Annotated in this window: 17 protein-coding genes; 12 read left to right on the forward strand and 5 right to left on the reverse strand. The window is 66.0% G+C overall.

Annotated elements, in window-relative coordinates:
- Window positions 1–177: 177 nt before the first annotated feature.
- The 6 genes from SLQ33_RS06775 to SLQ33_RS06800 are packed head-to-tail and all read left to right on the forward strand — an operon-like array spanning window position 178 to window position 6,813.
- Window positions 178–1,452, forward strand: a complete 1,275-nt coding sequence (locus SLQ33_RS06775; RefSeq protein ID WP_319453031.1) for a DUF1116 domain-containing protein — start codon at window positions 178–180, stop codon at window positions 1,450–1,452.
- 2 nt (window positions 1,453–1,454) lie between these two features.
- Window positions 1,455–2,810: a glutamate--ammonia ligase gene (locus SLQ33_RS06780; protein WP_319453032.1), complete on the forward strand. Its 1,356-nt coding sequence runs from the start codon at window positions 1,455–1,457 to the stop codon at window positions 2,808–2,810.
- Window positions 2,807–3,499, forward strand: a complete 693-nt coding sequence (locus SLQ33_RS06785; RefSeq protein WP_319453033.1) for a type 1 glutamine amidotransferase — start codon at window positions 2,807–2,809, stop codon at window positions 3,497–3,499. The genes SLQ33_RS06780 and SLQ33_RS06785 overlap by 4 nt, the downstream gene beginning before the upstream one ends.
- Before the next feature lie 2 nt (window positions 3,500–3,501).
- Window positions 3,502–5,037: a purine-cytosine permease family protein gene (locus SLQ33_RS06790; protein WP_319453034.1), complete on the forward strand. Its 1,536-nt coding sequence runs from the start codon at window positions 3,502–3,504 to the stop codon at window positions 5,035–5,037.
- The gene (locus SLQ33_RS06795; RefSeq protein ID WP_319453035.1) at window positions 5,028–6,101 is read left to right on the forward strand and encodes a LacI family DNA-binding transcriptional regulator; all 1,074 of its coding nucleotides are present in this window, start codon (window positions 5,028–5,030) and stop codon (window positions 6,099–6,101) included. The genes SLQ33_RS06790 and SLQ33_RS06795 overlap by 10 nt, the downstream gene beginning before the upstream one ends.
- A 58-nt stretch (window positions 6,102–6,159) precedes the next feature.
- Entirely contained in the window at window positions 6,160–6,813 is a 654-nt protein-coding gene (locus SLQ33_RS06800; protein ID WP_319453036.1) for a flavodoxin family protein, read from the forward strand.
- 12 nt (window positions 6,814–6,825) lie between these two features.
- Here the strand turns inward: SLQ33_RS06800 and SLQ33_RS06805 are convergent, their stop codons facing one another.
- Genes SLQ33_RS06805 through SLQ33_RS06820 form a run of 4 tightly spaced genes read right to left on the reverse strand, consistent with a single transcriptional unit; the run spans window position 6,826 to window position 11,865 of the window.
- Window positions 6,826–7,965: an acyl-CoA dehydrogenase family protein gene (locus tag SLQ33_RS06805; RefSeq protein WP_319453037.1), complete on the reverse strand. Its 1,140-nt coding sequence runs from the start codon at window positions 7,963–7,965 to the stop codon at window positions 6,826–6,828.
- An 11-nt stretch (window positions 7,966–7,976) separates the two neighbouring features.
- A complete protein-coding gene (locus SLQ33_RS06810) occupies window positions 7,977–8,855 on the reverse strand; it encodes an EamA family transporter (RefSeq protein ID WP_319453038.1) in 879 nt (292 codons plus the stop codon).
- Window positions 8,856–8,861: 6 nt separating this feature from the next.
- Window positions 8,862–10,283, reverse strand: coding sequence for a Re/Si-specific NAD(P)(+) transhydrogenase subunit beta (pntB, locus tag SLQ33_RS06815; protein WP_319453039.1), 1,422 nt, complete (start codon window positions 10,281–10,283; stop codon window positions 8,862–8,864).
- A gap of 46 nt (window positions 10,284–10,329) precedes the next feature.
- Window positions 10,330–11,865, reverse strand: a complete 1,536-nt coding sequence (locus SLQ33_RS06820; RefSeq protein ID WP_319453040.1) for a Re/Si-specific NAD(P)(+) transhydrogenase subunit alpha — start codon at window positions 11,863–11,865, stop codon at window positions 10,330–10,332.
- 490 nt (window positions 11,866–12,355) lie between these two features.
- On the opposite strand from SLQ33_RS06820, the gene SLQ33_RS06825 reads away from it, so the two are divergent.
- Window positions 12,356–12,646 (forward strand): hypothetical protein, encoded by a 291-nt coding sequence (locus tag SLQ33_RS06825; RefSeq protein WP_319453041.1) that lies wholly within the window; start codon window positions 12,356–12,358, stop codon window positions 12,644–12,646.
- On the opposite strand, the gene SLQ33_RS06830 is transcribed toward SLQ33_RS06825, so the two are convergent.
- Window positions 12,623–13,306 carry a TetR family transcriptional regulator gene (locus tag SLQ33_RS06830; RefSeq protein WP_319453042.1) on the reverse strand — a complete coding sequence of 228 codons (684 nt, stop codon included), beginning with the start codon at window positions 13,304–13,306 and terminating at the stop codon, window positions 12,623–12,625. The genes SLQ33_RS06825 and SLQ33_RS06830 overlap by 24 nt on opposite strands.
- 197 nt (window positions 13,307–13,503) lie before the next feature.
- Here SLQ33_RS06830 and SLQ33_RS06835 point away from each other — a divergent pair, with 197 nt between their 5' ends.
- From SLQ33_RS06835 to SLQ33_RS06855, 5 genes are all read left to right on the forward strand, one after another.
- A complete protein-coding gene (locus SLQ33_RS06835; protein ID WP_319453043.1) occupies window positions 13,504–13,938 on the forward strand; it encodes an MmpS family transport accessory protein in 435 nt (144 codons plus the stop codon).
- Window positions 13,935–16,778 (forward strand): MMPL family transporter, encoded by a 2,844-nt coding sequence (locus tag SLQ33_RS06840; RefSeq protein ID WP_319453044.1) that lies wholly within the window; start codon window positions 13,935–13,937, stop codon window positions 16,776–16,778. The genes SLQ33_RS06835 and SLQ33_RS06840 overlap by 4 nt, the downstream gene beginning before the upstream one ends.
- Before the next feature lie 161 nt (window positions 16,779–16,939).
- Window positions 16,940–17,803 (forward strand): ABC transporter permease, encoded by an 864-nt coding sequence (locus tag SLQ33_RS06845; RefSeq protein ID WP_319453045.1) that lies wholly within the window; start codon window positions 16,940–16,942, stop codon window positions 17,801–17,803.
- Complete coding sequence (locus tag SLQ33_RS06850) at window positions 17,800–18,828, forward strand: ABC transporter substrate-binding protein (protein WP_319453046.1); 1,029 nt, start codon at window positions 17,800–17,802, stop codon at window positions 18,826–18,828. The genes SLQ33_RS06845 and SLQ33_RS06850 overlap by 4 nt, the downstream gene beginning before the upstream one ends.
- The gene (locus tag SLQ33_RS06855; RefSeq protein ID WP_319453047.1) at window positions 18,812–19,603 is read left to right on the forward strand and encodes an ABC transporter ATP-binding protein; all 792 of its coding nucleotides are present in this window, start codon (window positions 18,812–18,814) and stop codon (window positions 19,601–19,603) included. The genes SLQ33_RS06850 and SLQ33_RS06855 overlap by 17 nt, the downstream gene beginning before the upstream one ends.
- Window positions 19,604–19,620: the final 17 nt, after the last annotated feature.

Genomic DNA, 19,620 nt, shown 5'->3' on the forward strand with positions numbered 1-19,620 from the left:
GTGTCCACCAACGAACGGTCACGGCTTCATGAGAACCGCGTGATCGGGCGTCGCGCCGAACTACCCCTTGACAGCTTCACGGGTGACGAGCATCATCTGACAAAACGTTTTATCAAACCGAGAGTGCAACTCTCTGAACTGCGCTAAAACGTTTAATCAACGAAAGGAGCACGATAGATGAGCACTGTCCACGCGCCACACCTCGTGGCGCATCCCTTGCCCGCACCGAACGACGTCGCGATCAGTCGGCTCGGCGCCGTCCAACCGGTCCTGGTCGACGTGGCGCGCGCCATCGACGTCGTCCCGGGCCTCCGGCCGAACGTCATCCTGACGTCCGGCCCCACGATGCCGTGGAGCGAGTACCGGGGCGGGCAGCGAACGGCCGCGCTCGGTGCCGCCGTGTACGAGGGGTTGGCCACCGACCTGGATGCCGCGGCTGCCGCCTTCGACGCCGGCGCACTCGAGGTCGCTGGCTGCCAGGAGTACGGCTGCGTCGGATCCTTGGCGGGCGTGACGTCGCCTTCGATGCCCGTCGTCGTGGTCGAAGACACGGCGAGTGGCGAGCGCAGCTATTGCACGCTCTTCGAGGGCGAGACGCCGGACAGGCTCAACTACGGCGTCTGGAACGAGGCGGTGCGCAACAACCTGAATCTCCTTGCCGACGTGATCGCCCCCGCACTCGGCGCGGCGATCCGGCGTTCGGGCGGCATTGCGCTCTTGCCGATCATGCAGCGGGCACTGCGGCAAGGCGACGAACTGCACAGTCGCAACACCGCGGCGTCCCTGCTGCTGCTGAGGGAGATCGTGCCCGCCCTGTCCGATGCGGACGCGGACGCGCGCGAATTGATCGCCTATCTGACCGCCGGCGACTACTTCTTCTTGCGCCCGGCAATGGCCGCGGCGAAGCTCCTGACGAGCGCGATGGTGGGCGTGCCGAGGAGTTCGATCGTCACGTCGATGGCGATGTCCTGCAGGCAGTTCGGAATCAAGGTGTCGGGCCTCGGTGACCGTTGGTTCACTGGGCCGCTACCGACATTCGAGCACTACCGGCTGGTGGTCGGCTACACGCTCGACGACGCGCAGTTCATGGGCGGCGAAAGCATCATCACCGAGGTCGCTGGGCTTGGAGCGTTCGCCCAGACCTCGGCGTTCACCCTGCAGGACTACCAGGGCGGTGTCGCCAACATGATCGCGGCCAACTCCGAGATGTACGAGATCAGCCACGGCGAGAGTCCGCACTTCCTGTTGCCGTACTTCGGATTCCGCGGCTCGCCGACCGGGATCGACGTCCACGAGGTGGTCCGCACCGCCATCACACCCGTCATGGACATCGGCATCGCAGGCCGAGCCGGCGGCCAGATCGGCGCGGGACTCGCGCGCGCCCCGCTCGAGCCGTTCGCGGCGGCAAGCGCCGCCCTTGCAGCAGCCCACCCGACCACCGAAGGAAGGTAACCATGGACACCATCAACGCGCTCGCTTCACAGCACGTCGAACTCGCCGAAAGCCTTGCCCGACAAGGCGTCAAGTACGCCGTCGGATGCTGGGTCGACGTGCTCGGCCGGGCAAAGTCCAAGATCGTGCCGATCGACCACCTGCCAAACCTCGCCGCGGGCTCCGAGCGCTACACCCCGAGGGGTATGGGTGGGATCGGGCGGATGAACCCGGTCGAGGACGAAGTCGTCGGCGTGCCCGACGTCAGCACCCTGAAGGTCCTCCCGTGGGATCGGCGCTTCGCCTGGATGGTTGCCGACATGTCGATGGGTGGGCGAGAGCCGTTCGCCTTGTGTCCGCGGTCGGCGCTCAAGCGACAGGTCGTCGAGGCCGCGGACATGGGATACGTGTGCCAACTCGGCATCGAACCCGAGTTCTACGTGTTCAAACCGGAATCGGTCGGCGCCACGGCGCTCGAACCCATCGCGCGCAGCGGGCGCATCGCGCCGACGCCGGCCTACGACCTCGAGGTCGCACTGGACGCGATGCCCTTCCTCGACCGCGTCACCGACTACATGACCGAGTTGGGCTTCGGATTGTTCAGTTTCGACGCGGAAGGCGGCGAAGGACAGTACGAATTCGATTACGCACACGACGAAGTGGTCGCCTCGGCGGACCGCATGACGTTGTTTCGGCTGCTCGTGAAGCAGGCGGCGAAGGAGAACGGATTGCTCGCCACATTCATGCCAAAGCCGTTCGCCGAGACGTGGGGGTCGGGTGCGCATTTCAACATGAGCCTCGAGGACCGCCACAACGGCGAGAACGTCTTCAAGACGGGTACCGGCAACACCGGTTGGCGCAAGGAGGCACTGCACTTCGCCGGAGGCGTGCTCAAGCACGCCAAGGCTCTGACTGCGCTCGCGAACCCGACGACGAACTCGTACCGGCGACTGGTCCCGAGGTTGGCCGACGGGAACTACTCGTGGGCGCCCACGAAGATCAGCTATGGCCACAACAACCGGTCGTGCATGTTGCGACTGCCCGCCAACCGGCCTGCGATCGAGAACCGGAGCGTCGACGCCGCGGCCAACACCTACTTGGCAGCAGCCTTCATGCTCGCCGCGGGACTCGAGGGCATACGCGACGGGATCGACCCGGGCAAACCGGAGGACGTCGTCTCCTACGACGACACCTCGATCGGCGTGCTGCCTCGGACGCTCATCGACGCGATCGAGGAGTTCGAGCGGGATCCACTGACGCACAGTGTCTTCCACTCGGCGTTCGTCAGGGATTACGTCGAGATGAAGCGTTCGGAGTGGGAGCGCAGCCATGCGGAGGTCAGTGACTCCGAACGTTCCTACTACCTGCTGAACCTGTGACCGTCGTGGGCATCACGCTCGGATCGACCGAGCGACCAGAGGTGGTCACGGCCTTCGTTCGCTCGGTGTTGGCGGCCGGGGGTACGCCGGTGCTGATCCCCACGGCCATAGCTGCGACGGACATGGTCGAGGAGGCACTCGAAGCAGTCGACGCGTTGCTGTTGTCGGGCGGCGGTGACGTGCATCCATCCGAGTACGGCCAGGCGCCCCGGACCACGCTCGACGCCGTGGACCGCCAGCGCGATCGCATGGAGCGCCGGGCGGTTGACGCGGCATTGCGGCAACGCAAGCGCATCCTTGGCGTGTGCCGCGGCGCCCAGCTGATGTGTGTAGCCACTGGCGGGACGCTGTTCCAGGACCTCGCGGCAGAGGGGCTGGGCGGCCACCTCGACGAATCCCATGACCGCGGCTACGCCACGCTCGTGCACGGCGTGAAGTCAGAGGCTGGGTCGACGGCCGACTGCGTGCTCGATGGGCTCGATGCGGTGAATTCCCACCACCACCAGGCGATCAGAGACGTCGGTGATGTCCTGACCGCCACCGCGTGGGCCGAGGACGGGGTGATCGAGGCCGTCGAAGCGCCGGGGATGCTGGGCCTGCAGTGGCATCCCGAAGTACTCGTAGACACCGACCACCGTCACCTTGAACCCTTCCGGTGGCTCGTCACCGGCAACGGCGGAAGCGAATGAGAATGAATCAACCACCCTTCGAAGCCGCCACCGACGATGCGGCGACGCCTTCACGCATCGATGTCAACAGCAAGGACAGAGTCGGCCGCATCGAGCAGTACGGCGTCGAGTACATCCCCGAGGACGAACGTCGTTCCTCGCCAAGGAATCTCACCAGCATTCTGTCCGGGGGTTCGCTGACGTTTAGCGTGATCATCATCGGCTGGTTCCCGGTCGTGTTCGGGCTGAGTTGGTGGCAGGCGGCGTCGGCAGTCGTCGTCGGTTCGGCCGTCGGCGCAGCGGTGCTGGCGCCGACCGGACTGATGGGACCCCGTTCGGGCACTAACAACCCCGTGGCCAGCGGAGCGTTCTTCGGTGTCGCGGGGAGGCTCATCGGTTCCATACTCGAGGCCAGTGCGTCGGTAGCCTTTGCGGCACTGAGCATCTGGACCGGTGGTGACGCGCTTGCCGGCGCGCTCACTCGCTTCTTCGGGATCTCGGACACCGAACCGGTCCGACTCATCGCCTATGCCGTGCTCGCGGTCGTGGTCACGATCGTGTCGGTCCTCGGCCACTCCAGCATGGTCTTCTGCCAGCGGTTCATGATCCCGACCGCGGGCGCGTGCCTGCTCGTCGGGCTATTGGTGTTCGGTGACGCGTTCGATTCGCACTACCCGGGTACCGGGGACTACATGCTCGGGTCGATGGAGGCGGCATGGATGTTGTCGGTGCTGTTGTGCGCGTCCACCGTGGCTTCCTACGGCCCATACGTGGGTGATTGGTCGCGACACATCTCGCCGCGAACGCATTCCGATGGGTCGATCATGCGAGCCCTCTTCATCGGCGGACTGTTCGGAATGGGCGGGCCCTTCATGTGGGGGGTGTTCACGTCGGTGGCGCTGTTCGCCAGCGCCACACCGGGGGCCGAGACGTCCTACGTGCTGGCACTCGTCGACGCCGCGCCGTTGTGGTTCGTTCCCGCACTGATCTACGTCGGGCTGGCCTCGGGCACGGCGCAGGCCGTGATCAACACCTACGGCACCGGGCTCGACACATCGGCGATCATCCCAAGGCTCAACCGAGTCCAGGCCACGCTCGTCGCGTGTGCCCTGGCGACCGTGCTGGTCTACGTCGGCCACTTCTACTCGGCCCTCGCCAACGGCGTTTCGATATTCCTTGCGGTCCTTGCGTGTTCGTCGATCCCGTGGATCGTGATCCTCACCATCGGCCACGTCCACCGCCGCGGCTACTACCACGTGTCAGATCTACAGGTGTTCAACCGTGGCGAAAAGGGTGGCGTGTACTGGTTCACCGGTGGGCTCAACTACGTCGGCATCGGGGTATGGGTGGTGGCGGTCGTGGCCGGTCTCTGGTTCTCCCACAACCAGTGGTTCATGGGCCCGGGCGCTCGATGGATCGGCGGACTCGACGTCGGGTTCCTAGTGGCGGGCGCCGTGGCGGCGGTGCTCTACCCGATCGCGCTGCGGGCGTTCCCGGAACCTGCCGAATTGTTCGGTCCCAGTGGAGCGCAACGACGAGGAGTACGCCCGTGGCGGTGAGCGTCGCGACCCCTGACATCATGGGTTCCACGCTCGCGGCAGAGGAGGACCAGGTGGCGGTGACGATCCGTGACGTAGCCGCGGCCGCGGGCGTATCGCTAACCACCGTGTCGCATGTGCTGAGCAATCAGGGTCGCATTGGGCAGAACACTCGCGAGCGGGTGCTTCAGGTGGCGGCGGACCTTGGCTACACCGCCAACGTGCATGCTCAGCAGTTGGTGACCAATCGCAGCCGCACGCTCGCGATTCAGGTCGCACCGTTCGATCCCGCCAGCGAGTCGAGCATGCTCATCCCGAACTCGGAGTACTTCCTCGAATTGCTCAACGGTGCATCAGAGGAGGCGGGGAGACTCGGGTACGCGCTGGTGCTCACACCGGCGGGAGTCGGGCCCACCGCGATCACCGCCTTCGCGGTGGACGGGGCAATCATCGTCGACCCGCACGGCGACGAAGGTCTGCTCGATCCGTCGTGGACCTCATCGCATCCAGTCGTCACCGCCGGCCGCACGGCGACCAGGCGCGCCGACCCGTACGTCGTGGACAACGACCATCAGGCGGCAGCGACGAATGCTCTGGAACACTTGTGGGAGCAGGGATTTCGACGACCCGCCGCCATGATTACCGACCGGGCACGGTCGTACACCCGCGACGTCGTCGATGCGTACACGGCGTTCGCCGAGGAGCGGGGCATCCCGGTTCGAGCGATCGAGACCGGAGCGGGCAACTCGACGGGCGATGCGCTGCGGGCACTACTGGCGTCCGACGACCCGCCCGACGCGATCTACGCCGGTTCCGAGGACATCGCCATGGACGTCCTGCACCAGGCGGTCCAGCTGGGCATCCGCGTGCCCGCCGAGCTCGGGCTGTGTAGCTGCGTGGACAGCAGCACCTTCAACCTCACCTGCCCCGAGGTCACGGGCGTGTTCTGCGATCCGCGGACGATCGGCCGGCGAGCGGTGGGCCTGCTGATCGATCTGATCGAGGGCAACAAGCCCGACGACCGGGTCATCATCGTGCCGACCGAACTCAGGGTCCGCACGTCAACCCGTCGCCGCACCGCCTGAACCAACCATGGCCGCCGTTGAGCTCGCCGGACATGACAAAACCTTTTAGCATAGGAGCATGACGATGAAGACCCTGGTCGTGAGCGCAAGTCCGCGGGAGGACGGCAACTCGCACGTCCTCGCGGAAGCTGTCGTGGAAGGGACCGTCGCCGCCGGCAACGCGGTTGAGCACGTCTTCCTCGATGACTACGTCGAACGCATGCTGGGGAACTGCCGGACGTGCCGTCGCGCCGAGGACCGCAGCTGCAGCCTCGATGACCGCTACGAAGCGCTCCTGTTGGACAAGATGCTGCCCGCCGACGGGATCGTGTTCGCGATGCCGCTCTACTTCTACGGGATGCCCGGCCGGCTCAAGACCGTCTTCGACCGATTGTTCTGCTACACCGCCAACAGCGCGCCGCAGCAGGCCCTCGTCGTCGACGGCATCATGAACAAGAAGATCGGTGTGGTGATCTCGTGCGAGGAGAGCTATCTCGGCGCGACGTCAGGTGTGATCGCACAGTTCGGGGAACTGACGCGATACCTCAACCAGGAACTCGTCGGCGTCGTCGTGGGAAATGCCAACAGCCGCGGGGAGATTCGGAACGATCCCACCGACCCGGTGTCGGCGGCCTTCGACCTTGGTCGGCGGCTGTACACCAGTCGAGTCACTGACTACCGGCTGGACACCGTGCGCTCCAACAAGGTGTGGACCGAAGTATCGGTGGTGTGAGGAGCTCGCGCGCTAGGTGGTCAGCCCGCGGGCGATGACGAGTCGCTGAATCTGGTTGGTGCCCTCGAAGATCTGCGTGATCTTGGCCTCGCGCATGTAGCGCTCGACGCGGTAGTCACGGGTGTATCCGGCGCCGCCGAAGACCTGCACCGCGTCGGTGGTCACCTTCATCGCGGCGTCGGTGGCGATGAGCTTGGCGATGCTGGCCTGCGACGAGTACGGCCGCCCGGCGTCGCGACGGCGCGCCGCATCGAGGTAGGTCGCCCGCGCGCTGACCACTGCGGCGGCCATGTCCGCCAACAGGAACCCGAGCCCTTGATGGTCGATGATCTTGCGGCCAAACGTGGTTCGCTCGTTGGCGTAGCGGGTGGCCTCGTCGAGCGCGGCCTGTGCGATGCCGACGGCCACCGAGGCGATGCCGAGCCGGCCGGAGTCCAGTGCGCTGAACGCGATCTGCAGCCCCTGGCCTTCGGCGCCGATCAGCCGATCGCCGTCTAGCACCGCGTTGTCGTAGAACGCCGACGTCGTCGGAACGGCGTGCAGACCCATCTTCTCCTCGGGCTTGCCGAAGCTCAGCCCTTCCAGGTCGCCGGGCACCAGGAAGCAACTGATGCCCTTCGACCCCTCGCCGGTCCGTGCGAACAGTGTGTAAAAATCCGCGACACCACCGTGCGTGATCCACGACTTGGAGCCGTTCAGCACGTAGTTGCCGTCCGTCCGGGTGGCCGCGCAGCGCAACGCCGCGGCGTCCGAGCCGGCCTGCGGCTCCGACAGGCTGTAGGCGCCGATCTGCTCACCCGAGAGCATGCCGGGCAGCCAGCGGCCCTTCTGCTCGTCGGTGCCGAACGTCAGCAGCGGATGCGACGAGAGGCTGTGCACGCTGACCGCGACCGCCACGGCGGCCCAGCGCGCCGCGAGCTCCTCGAGCACCTGCAGGTACACCTCGAACGGCTGACCGCCACCGCCCCACTCCTCGGGCTGCGGCAGGCTCAGCAGCCCCGCCGCGCCGAGTTGTGCGAACACGCCGTCGGGATAGGTCTCGGAGCGCTCGTGCTCGTCGACGATCGGGTCGAGCACCTTGTCGGCCACGTCGCGGGTCAAGGCAACGAGTTCCGCGGCTTCCTCGGTGGGCAACAGGCGGTCGACGGGCATGGTTGCATCTCCTAGTTCTTGCGTGGTCGCACTGTATCGCCGTCACCCGCACTCATCACCAAGGCCGCCATCACGAGCGCGATCCCGGCGATTTCCGGCCCCGTGGGGCGCTGGGCGAGGAGTGCGGCGCCGACGACGGCCGCGGTCGCAGGCAGCAGCGCGAGAAGCAGCGCGAACCGGGCGCGGCCCACGCGCTTCAGCACCACCTGATCCAGCGCGTACGGCACGACGCTGGAAAGCACGCCGACGGCGACGCCGAACAGCCAGGTTCGCGGAGCCGCGAAAACCGACGCGTCGGCGACGAGTTGCCCGAGTAGTAGCGGCGCCGCCAACAGCACGGCCGCGGCCGCCATGCCGACCGCCAGCGAGTCGATGCCGTCGCCCGCGTCGGCGACGCGCTTGCCCAGCAGGATGTAGCCGGCCCACAGCGCAGCGGCGAGGAGCGCGAAGCCGATTCCCAAAAGCTCACCGCCCGCCTGCACGCCGGCGAGCAATGCCACCCCCGCGGCGACCAGGACGACGGCCAACACGTCGCGGAGGCGTCGCGAACCCAGCGTCGCTACGACGACGGGTCCGATGAACTCGATCGCCACCGCCGTGCCCAGCGGTATCCGCGCGATGGATTCGAAGAATGCGACGTTCATCCCGACGGTGACGACGCCGAACCCGGCCGCGACGGCGGCCGAGCGCCGCGTCCAGCGCAGCAGCCACGGCCTCCGCCACGCGACGAGCACCATCGCCGCCGCCGCGCAGCGCAGCCACGCGACGGCCGCCGGGTCGGTGGTCTGGAACAGGAAGACGCCAATGGCCGCGCCGACGTACTGCGACACCGCACCGACGACGAAGAACATCGGCAGGGACCACGCGGGGACGCGCGATCCGTCCGTCACGGCGATTTACAGCGCAGCGTTGATCGCGTCCACCCGGTCCTTGGCGTCGCCGAAGAGCATCTGGGTGTTCTCCCGGAAGAACAGCGGGTTCTGCACGCCCGCGTAACCGGAGGCCATGGAGCGCTTGAACACTATGACGTTGTTCGCGTTCCACACCGTCAGCACCGGCATACCGGCGATGGGGCTGCTGGGATCCTCGGCCGCCGCCGGGTTCACGGTGTCGTTGGCGCCGATGACGAGAACGACCGAGGTGTCGTCGAAGTCGTCGTTGATCTCGTCCATCTCGAGCACGATGTCGTAGGGCACCTTAGCCTCGGCCAGCAGCACGTTCATGTGGCCGGGCAGCCGGCCCGCGACGGGGTGGATGCCGAAGCGGACCTCGACGCCGCGCTCCCGAAGCTTGCGGGTCAGGTCGGCGACCCCGTACTGAGCCTGGGCGACCGCCATCCCGTAGCCGGGGGTGATGATCACCGAGCTGGCCGAGTTGAGCAGTTCGGCGGCGCCGTCGGCGGTGATCTCGCGATGCTCGCCGTAGTCCTTGTCGTCTGCCGGGCCGGCTTCGATACCGAAGCCGCCGGCGATGACGGAGATGAATGACCGGTTCATCGCCTTGCACATGATGTAGGACAGGTAGGCACCGGAGGAGCCGACGAGTGCGCCGGTGACGATGAGCAGGTCGTTGGACAGCAGGAAGCCAGACGCGGCAGCGGCCCAGCCCGAGTAGCTGTTGAGCATTGACACCACGACGGGCATGTCGCCGCCGCCGATCGAGGCGACCAGATGCCAGCCGAGCAGCAGCGCGAGCACGGTGACGGCGATGAGCAGCCACAGCTGCGGTGCGATGACGAACCACACCGTGAGCGCGAAGAACACGACCAGCGCGCCGACGTTGAGGATGTTCTTGCCCGGCAGCATCAGCGGCGTGGACTTGATGCGGGCCGACAACTTCAGGTTGGCCACGATCGACCCGGTGAACGTAACGGCGCCGATGAACACACCGATGAAGACCTCGGCGGAGTGGATGCCGAGCAGGCCTTGACCGTCCAGCAGGGCGGCCTCGGATCCGGCGAGGTCACCTTCGACGTGCAGGTAGCCGTTCCAGCCCACCAGCACCGCGGCGAGGCCGACGAACGAGTGCAGCAGCGCGATCAGTTCGGGCATGCCGGTCATCTCGACCACGCGGGCCCGCCACAGGCCGATCGCGGCGCCGATCGCCATCGCGCCAGCCAGCAGGCCCAGACCCAACGGTTCGATGTGGCGGGACAGCGCCAGCGCGATGGTGGCGACCAGCGCCACCGCCATGCCTGCGATGCCGAAGGTATTGCCGGACCGCGACGTTTCGTGCTTGGACAACCCGGCCAGGGCCAGGATGAACAGCAGGGCCGCGACGACGTAGGCCGCGGTGGCAGTGGTCTCTAGGGTGAACATGCAATCCGTCCGATGAGGGGGAGAGTCGGGGGGAGGGCCGGGGTGGTCAGCTGCGCGAGAACATCGCGAGCATGCGGCGTGTGACTGCGAAGCCACCGAAGACGTTGATGCTGGCGAGCAGGATCGCGACCGTAGCCAAGATCGTGACGACGGCTCCCCCGGTGTAGATGCCGTGTCCGATCTGCAGCAGTGCGCCGACGACGATGATGCCCGAGATCGCATTGGTCACCGACATCAGCGGGGTGTGCAGGGCGTGGTGCACGTGCCCGATCACGTAGTAGCCGATCACGATCGCCAGGGCGAACACCGTCAGGTGTACCTGCAGCGCGGCCGGGGACAGCGCGATGAGCAGGAACAGCACCGCTGCCGCGACGAACGTGATGCCCAGTCGGCGCTGTGGCGACATCGGCTGTTTGGCGGGCTTCGGCTCGACCGGTGCGGCGACGGCAGCCGCAGGCGCCGCGGAGACCTGCACCGGTGGCGGCGGCCAGGTGGTCTCGCCCTCGCGCACGACAGTCACCGACCGCTGCACCACGTCGTCGAAGTCCAGGGTGAGCTGCCCGTCCTTCTCGGGGGTGAGCAGCTTGAGCAGGTTCACCAGGTTGGTGCCGTAGAGCTGGGAGGCGGTGGCGGGCAGCCGCCCGGCCAGATCGGTGTAGCCGATGATCGTCACGCCGTTGTCGGTGAGGATGGCCTGATCCTTGACGGTGCCCTCGACGTTGCCGCCGTTGGCTGCGGCCATGTCCACGATCACGCTGCCCGATTTCATCGAGGCGACCATGTCCGCGGTGATGATGCGGGGTGCGGGCCGGCCGGGAATCAGCGCGGTGGTGATGATGATGTCGACGTCCTTGGACTGCTCGGCGTACAGCGCCGCCTCGCGGGCCTTGTAGTCGTCGCCCATCTCCTTGGCGTAGCCAGTGGCCGAGACCTCGGCCGCCGCGGGGTCGACGTAGAGGTACTCCCCGCCGAGGGACTTGACCTGGTCGGCGACCTCGGGACGCGGGTCGGTGGCCTTGACGATGGCGCCCATACTGCCTGCCGCGCCGACGGCGGCCAGACCGGCGACCCCTGCGCCGACCACGAGCACCTTGGCGGGCGGCACCTTGCCCGCCGCGGTCACCTGACCGGTGAAGAACCGGCCGAAGGCGTGCGCGGCTTCGACGACAGCCCGGTACCCGGCGATGTTGGCCATCGACGACAGCACGTCCAGCGACTGCGCCCGCGAGATACGAGGGACGGCGTCCATCGCCAGCACCGTGATCGGGCGGGCGGAGAGCTTCTCGACCAGTTCCGGGTTCAGCGCAGGCGAGATCAGGCTGATCAGGGTGGCCTTGTCCTTCAATGCGGCGATCTCGACGTCGGAGGGGGCGTTGACCTTGAGCACTATGTCGGCGGCCCAGGTTTCACCGACTTCGGCGCCTGCCTCGACGTAGGCGGCATCGGAGAAGCTGGAGGCGGTGCCTGCCCCGGACTCGACGACGACGGAGTAGCCCAGTTTGATGAGTTGTCCGACGGTCTGCGGCGTGGCGGCGACACGCGTCTCACCCGCGTGAGACTCGCGCGGTATCCCGATAATCATCGAAAGAGTCTCCCATCTGCTGCCGGGGCCCGCGCGTGGCCCTCTGGCGGTAAGCGGTGTGCTTACTCCCAGTGGGCGCCCCTTGCGTCGCCGACCGCACGCTTGTCGTGCGCATCCCTCGAGTAGCTGCGTAAACAGGCGTGCGTTCGGCGAATGAGTTTTCGTCTCCTGGGAGGACCTCGACGAGCGACGCAAGGACGCGGACGCGCTCGATCCGGACGTCTCGGACGTCGTCGACGAACTCAACCGGATCGTCGTCGACGCCGAACGTACGGTTGTTGTACAGATCGCCCGAGTAGGGCCGTAAACAACCGTACTTTCGACGAGCCTTCCACCGCATCAATTCAACGACAGACCGCCAGGGCGCCCGGCGATTGCGAATTCGCACCGATCGCGCATCGACATCACCTACAGGGTGTGCAGCGAGCGGGCCGGGCCGCACGATGGTCGGACGCGTCCGCACGAGACCGAAGCGAAGGAGCGCGATGCCGTGAGTGTGGTAGTTGAACGCGGGCTCGCCCGGTGCCCCCACTGCGTCGCGGTCACCCAGTACTCCTTCACCGAGCTGGGCTCGAATTCGCTGTGCTACGAGGTCGATTGCAAGAAGTGCGGTGAACGCTACCGCGAGCTCCACGGCCCGACCGCACCGAAGTTCGGCGTCGACACCGTCACGGACTGGGTGCCCGACGTGCCCCCGTCGCAGCCTGCCCATCGCGAGCGGATGCGGGCCTGGCTGGCTGCCGCACGCACGCGGCGGCTACTGCGGCGCGGCTTTCGCTGAGGGCTTACGCCGGGTGGGCGGTCGCCGGGGGCGACCGGTATCGGCGGTGCGATCTTCGTTGCCGAAGAAGCTGCGCAGCAGACTGGCGGCCCGGTGTATGTAGGGGACCGGCGTGTCGGGCTCGGTCGGCGCGTCCCGCGACCACATCTCAAGACCGGTGCGTACGGTCGCGAGCGCCAGGCCCGCAATCAGTTGTGGAACCTCGTCATCGGCCTGCAATCGTAGGCGTCGCGCGACGATCTCTGCCACCGATGCGTAGAACTGTTCAAAAGTGGTGAGCACCGCCGCGAGCACGTTGGGATGCTGCAGCGCAACCATTTTGATGTCTTCGTGCTGACGCCTTGATGGCGGTTGCTGATCAAAATGCTCTGCGATCAGAGATATCAGGTCGGTCAGGACGACTGAGCGTCGAGCCTTGCCGCGGGAAATGAACTCCGCAGCCAGCTCATCAGAGATTTCTAACGGGGCATAGACGACGGCTGCTTCCTTGGTGGGGAAGTAGTTGAAGAACGTGCGCTGTGAGACGCCGGCTTCTGCGCTGATCTGCTCGATGGTGACGTTGTCATAGCCTCGCTCGCGGGCAAGGCGTAGCGCGGCGTCGTGAATATCCTGCGTCGTCTGCCGCCGACGACGCGCACGCAGATCTGTCGACTCCGCCATGGCCACATTGTGCAGACCTTGCAACCCGCGCATCAAATCCCACGCGGGGCTGGCACGTTTCGGCGCGGATCTAACCGGACGCCTACGGTGCAGTTGACGCATACGGTGCAGTATGTGCAAGATATGGAATCTTGCATCGGCCCGGGCGCGACGACGCTCACGCGGCGGGCGGGGCCAAGCGAACGAAAGGCCCATCAGTGGTCGGAGTGGTGAAGCGGGCGTGGATTCCGCTGCTCATCGTGGTGGTCTTCGCGATAGGGGGATCGGTGGTCTATCGCATGCACGGGTTCTTCGGCGCGAACAACGAGATCACCCGCCCGGGCGCCGGCCTCGCCGAAGACGCCGAGCCGTTCGACCCCAAAGTCGTGAAGTACGAAATCTTCGGAATGGAAGGCGCCGTGGCGACCATCAACTACCTCGACCTCGAAGCGTTGCCGCAGATAGTGAGGAATGCCCCCCTGCCCTGGTCGATCACCCTCACCACCACCGCACCATCGGCCAGCCCCATCATCGTGGCCCAGGGCGATGGCGACAGCATCGGCTGCCGCATCGTGGTGAACGACGAAGTCAAGGATGAGAAGACGTCAAACGGCGTGACGGCACAGACCTTCTGCCAGGTCAAGTCCGCGTGAGCGACAAACCAGTCGGCAAGCACCCGGCGATTCCTCGGTTCATTCGCCTGTTTTGCGTGCCGGTTCTGTTGGGCTGGCTGGCACTGACCGCCATCGTGAACGTCGTCGTGCCCCAATTGGAAGTGGTCGGTCAGGAGCACTCGGTGTCTCTGACTCCTGATGATGCGCCGTCCCTGCAGGCGATGAAGCTGATGGGCAAGGTCTTTCAGGAATCCGACTCCAACAGCACGGCGATGATCGTCCTGGAGAGCGAGAAGCCACTCGGTGGCGAAGCCCATCGTTACTACGACGGCCTAGTCACGAAACTCAGCGCGGACACCAAGCACGTCCAGCACATCCAGGACCTCTGGGGCGATCCGCTGACTTCGGCGGGCGCGCAGAGCGCCGACAACAAAGCGACCTACGTGCAGATCTACCTTGCCGGCAACCAGGGCGAGACGTTGGCCAATGAATCCGTCCGGGCAGTGAAGGACGTCGTAGCCGCTGATCCGCCGCCGGCGGGCTTGAAGGTCTACGTCACCGGGCCGGGGCCGCTGGCGTCGGACCAACAGCACGCAGGCGACAAGAGCTTGCAGCTGGTCACCGCGGTGACCATCGGGGTCATCCTGCTCATGCTGCTACTCGTCTATCGCTCGGTCGTCACCTTGGTCCTGGTCCTGGTCATGGTGATGCTCGAGTTGGTCGTAGCCAGGGGCATGGTGGCGTTTCTCGGCTACTACGAGGTGATCGGGCTCTCGACGTTCGCGGTCAATCTCCTCACCATGCTCGCGATCGCGGCGGGCACTGACTACGCGATCTTCCTCGTCGGCCGCTATCACGAAGCGCGTCAAGCCGGCGAGGACCGCGAAACCGCCTTCTACACCATGTATCGGGGCACCGCCCACGTGATCCTTGGCTCGGGCCTGACGATCGCCGGAGCAACCTTCTGCCTCAGCTTCACCCGATTGCCCTACTTCCAGACCCTGGGTGTGCCCTTGGCGATCGGCATGCTCGTCGTCACGGTAGCGGCGCTCACCATGGCGCCGGCCCTGATGACCGTGGCGAGCCGATTCGGTCTCCTTGACCCCAAACGCACGACGAACACGCGAGGGTGGCGTCGGGTGGGCACCGCCGTCGTGCGCTGGCCCGGCCCGATTTTGGTGGCTACCATCGCGGTCGCCTTGGTCGGGCTCCTTGCCTTACCGTCCTACACGACCAGCTACAACGACCGGGATTATCTGCCGGCCGATATCGAGGCAAACGCGGGCTACGCTGCGGCGGACCGACACTTCTCGCAAGCCCGGCTCAATCCGGAGTTGCTCCTGGTCCAGGCCGACCACGACCTTCGCAACTCCGCGGACATGCTCATCGTCGACCGCATCGCCAAGGCTGTCTTTCACCTGCCCGGCATCGCCCGAGTCCAGACCATCACCCGGCCACTTGGCACCCCGATCGAACACACCTCGATCCCCTATCAGATCAGCATGCAGGGCGTCACCCAGCAGTTGAACCAGTCCTATTCGGAAGACCGCACGGCAGACCTCCTGAGCCAGGCCAACGACATCTCCAACACGATCGACATCCTGCGGCAACAGATGGCACTGCAGAAGGAGAGCACGGCCGCCCAACACGAGCAGACCGAAGCCTTCCACGACATCGTTCCGGTCATCAGTGATCTGCGCGACAAGATCGCCAACTTCGACGACTTCTTCCGGCCGATACGCAACTACCTCTACTGGGAACCGCACTGCTACGACATCCCAACCTGCGCCGCAGTGCGATCGGTGTTCGACGCCCTCGACGGCATCAGCGCGCTCACCGACCAATTCGGAAGCATCACAGCCAGTTTGGACAAGCTCGATACCCTCCAACCGAAACTGAATGCCCTGCTTCCACCCCAAATCGCCAGCCAGGAAACCAACCTCGACCGGATCCTGTCCAACTACGCGACGCAGAAGGGCCAGCAGGATCAGCAGGCTGCGAACCAACAGAATTCGAACGCGATGGGTCGGGCGTTCGACGAGTCCAAGATCGACGACTCGTTCTACCTACCGCCCGAGGTCTTCGACAACGAAGACTTCAAACGTGGCCTCAAACAGTTCGTGTCGCCGGACGGCAAGGCCGTGCGCTTCATCATCTCCCATCAGGGGGACCCGGCCAGTGCTGAAGGCATCTCCCACATCGACCAAATCAAGAACGCAGCTTTCGAAGCCATCAAGGGAACGCCTCTCGAAACCTCGAGGATCTACCTGGGCGGCACCGCATCGACGTACAAGGACATGCAGGAGGGCAACGACTATGACCTCATGATCGCGGCCGTATCCGCGCTCTGCTTGATCTTCGTCATCATGCTCATCATCACCCGAGCAGTCATCGCCTCACTCGTGATCGTCGGCACGGTGGTGCTATCGCTCGCCGCCTCGTTCGGGCTCTCAGTCCTGCTCTGGCAACACGTCATCGGACTCGAATTGCACTGGATGATCTTGGCGATGTCCGTGATCATCCTGCTGGCCGTGGGGTCGGACTACAACCTTCTTCTGGTGTCCCGCTTCAAGGAAGAACGCGATGCGGGATTGAAGACGGGCATCATCAGGTCGATGGCCGGCACCGGCAGCGTGGTGACCTCAGCCGGTCTGGTCTTCGCGTTCACCATGATGTCGTTTGCGGTCAGCGACCTACGCGTACTGGGTCAGGTGGGCACCACCATCGGGCTCGGGCTGCTCTTCGACACCCTGGTGGTGCGGTCGTTCATGACGCCAGCCATCGCAGCACTGATGGGCCGCTGGTTCTGGTGGCCACAGAACGTACGTACCCGCCCCGCCCGGCGACAACGCGAGCTGACCCCGGCCACGCTCCCCTGATTGTGACCGCACGTCGGTGCTGAAGTTAGATTCGCAGTGATCCGATTCCTTCAGTCGATCGCCGCCACCCGGTAGCAATGGGTGGTGCGCACGACTTCCGACGATTCCTGCTGTCGCTGACCCGTCCCGGTCAGCTCGAGCAGAAGAGAGTCGTAGGAACAGTGTCGGTATTCGTTGACATCACCTCGGACGAGGCGCAGGTCGCCACGCCCACCCCCCAAGCGCGTCAAGGGCAGTGGCGCGGTCGGCTGACCCGGGCGGCGCTGCCGCTGCTGTCGGTCGTCGTCTTCCTGATCGTGTGGCAGTTCGCCGCAGCGGCGGGCATCTGGAACCAAACCTTCGTGCCCTATCCCGCCACGGTCTGGCGGGCGTTCGTCGACGTCTCGACCACCCACGACGGAGTCCGCGGCTACGCCGGCTACCTGTTGTGGGAGCACCTCTACATGACCCTGCGCCGGGTGTTCGTCGGCGTGGTGATCGGCGTCGCGCTCGGAGTGCTGCTCGGCCTCGTCATGGGGTCGGTCGGGTGGGTGCGCAGCGTGCTCGAACCGTGGTTGACGTTCCTGCGCGCCCTGCCGCCGCTGGCCTACTTCTTCCTGCTGGTGATCTGGCTGGGCATCGACGAGGCACCGAAGATCACCCTGCTCGCGCTGGCCGCGCTCCCACCGGCCGCGGTGGCGACCACGGCAGCCGTCGTCGCCGCCCCCGTCGGACTGCAGGAGGCTGCGCGTGCGCTCGGCGCCACTCGGACACAAGTGATTCGAGACGTCGTCATTCCGTCGGCGCTACCCGAGACGTTCACCGGGATCCGGCTCGCCGTAGGGATGGCCTACTCGTCGGTGGTCGCCGCCGAGTTGTTCAACGGCATCCCCGGCATCGGCGGACTCGTCAAGGACGCAAGCAACTACAACAACACCCCCGTCGTGCTCGTCGGCATCTTCGCCATCGGGTTCTCGGGTCTGGTCATCGACGGTCTACTTCGCGCCGTAGAGCGGCGCGCCGTCCCTTGGAGAGGACAGCTATGAAACTGAAGGCACTACTGGCAGCCGCCGCCGTCGCGACCGTGGCACTGGCCGGCTGCGCGGTGGATCACTCCGGACAGGACGCCGCGAAGCCAACTATTCGCATTGGCTACCAAACCTTTCCGAGCGGCGACCTGATCGTCAAGAACAACAAATGGCTCGAAGAGGCGCTGCCCGACTTCAACATCAAGTGGATCAAGTTCGACTCCGGCGCCGACGTGAACACCGCGTTCATCGCCAAGGAACTGGACTTCGGCGCACTGGGCTCCAGCCCCGTCGCGCGCGGTCTGTCCGCGCCGCTGAACATCCCCTACCAGGTGGCGTTCGTGCTCGACGTCGCCGGAGACAACGAAGCACTGGTGGCCCGCAACGGAGCTGGCGTCAACACGATCGCAGACCTGAAGGGCAAGCGGGTCGGCACGCCGTTCGCATCCACCGCGCACTACAGCCTGCTGGCGGCACTGGCGCAGAACAACCTGTCGGCCAACGACGTTCAGCTCGTCGACTTGCAGCCGCAGGCCATCCTCGCGGCGTGGGAACGCGGTGACATCGACGCCGCCTACACCTGGCTCCCGACGCTCGACCAGTTGCGCAAGACCGGAAAGGACCTGATCACCAGCCGACAGCTGGCCAAGGACGGCAAGCCCACGCTGGACCTGGCCGCTGTGGCAACCGAGTTCGCAGGCGCTCATCCCGAGGTCGTCGACACCTGGCGTCAGCAGGAGGCCAGGGCGCTGGACACCATCAAGGACGACCCGGACGCCGCCGCGAAAGCCATCGCCGCGGAGATCGGCTTGACCCCGGAAGACGTTGTGGGACAGCTGAAGCAGGGCGTCTACCTGACACCGGAAGAGGTGGCCTCCGCGGAATGGCTGGGTGCCGACGGAAAGCCAGGCAACATCGCAGCCAACCTCGAGAGCGCCTCGAAGTTCCTGGCCGAGCAGAAGCAGATCCCAAGTGCGGCACCGCTGAAGACATTTCAGGACGCCATCTACACCAAGGGGCTGCCCGGTGCCCTCAAGCAGTGACGTCGCGACGCGCGGTGGCCTGAAGATCCAGAACGTCGAACACCGTTACGGCAACGGCAGAGACGCGGTGACCGCGCTCGGTCCGGTCGACCTCGACGTCGAACCGGGCGCGTTCCTGGTGTTGGTCGGTGCGTCGGGATGCGGAAAGAGCACGCTGCTGCGGCTGATCGCAGGCTTCGAGGAGCCGACCGAGGGCACGGTGCAGGTGGACAGCGACTCGCCGACCCCCGGTGTCACCTCGGGGGTGGTGTTCCAGCAGCCGAGGTTGTTCCCGTGGCGCACGGTGGGCGGCAACGTCGAGCTGGCGCTCAAGTACGCGAAGGTGCCGCGGGACCGGCGCGCGGAGCGGCGTGACCAGCTTCTGCAGCGGGTCGGGCTCGAAGGCACCGCGGACCGCAAGATCTGGGAGATCAGTGGCGGGCAGCAACAGCGCGTCGCGATCGCGCGGGCCCTGGCCGCCGAGACGCCGCTGTTCCTCCTCGACGAGCCGTTCGCCGCGCTCGATGCGCTCACCCGCGAGCGGCTTCAGGAGGACGTGCGGCAAGTGAGCGCGGAGTCCGGCCGGACGACGGTGTTCGTCACGCACAGCGCCGACGAGGCCGCGTTCCTCGGTTCCCGGATCGTCGTGCTGACGCGACGTCCCGGGCAGGTGGCGCTGGACCTGCCGGTCGACCTGCCGCGCACGGGCGTCGATCCCGACGAGCTTCGGCGTTCCCCGGAGTACACCCGGTTGCGCGCCGAAGTCGGCAGGGCGGTGAAGGCCGCCGCGGCCTAGTTTCTCGAAGATGCCCC

This window comes from Mycobacterium sp. RTGN6, assembly GCF_033804605.1.
GTDB lineage: Bacteria > Actinomycetota > Actinomycetes > Mycobacteriales > Mycobacteriaceae > Mycobacterium.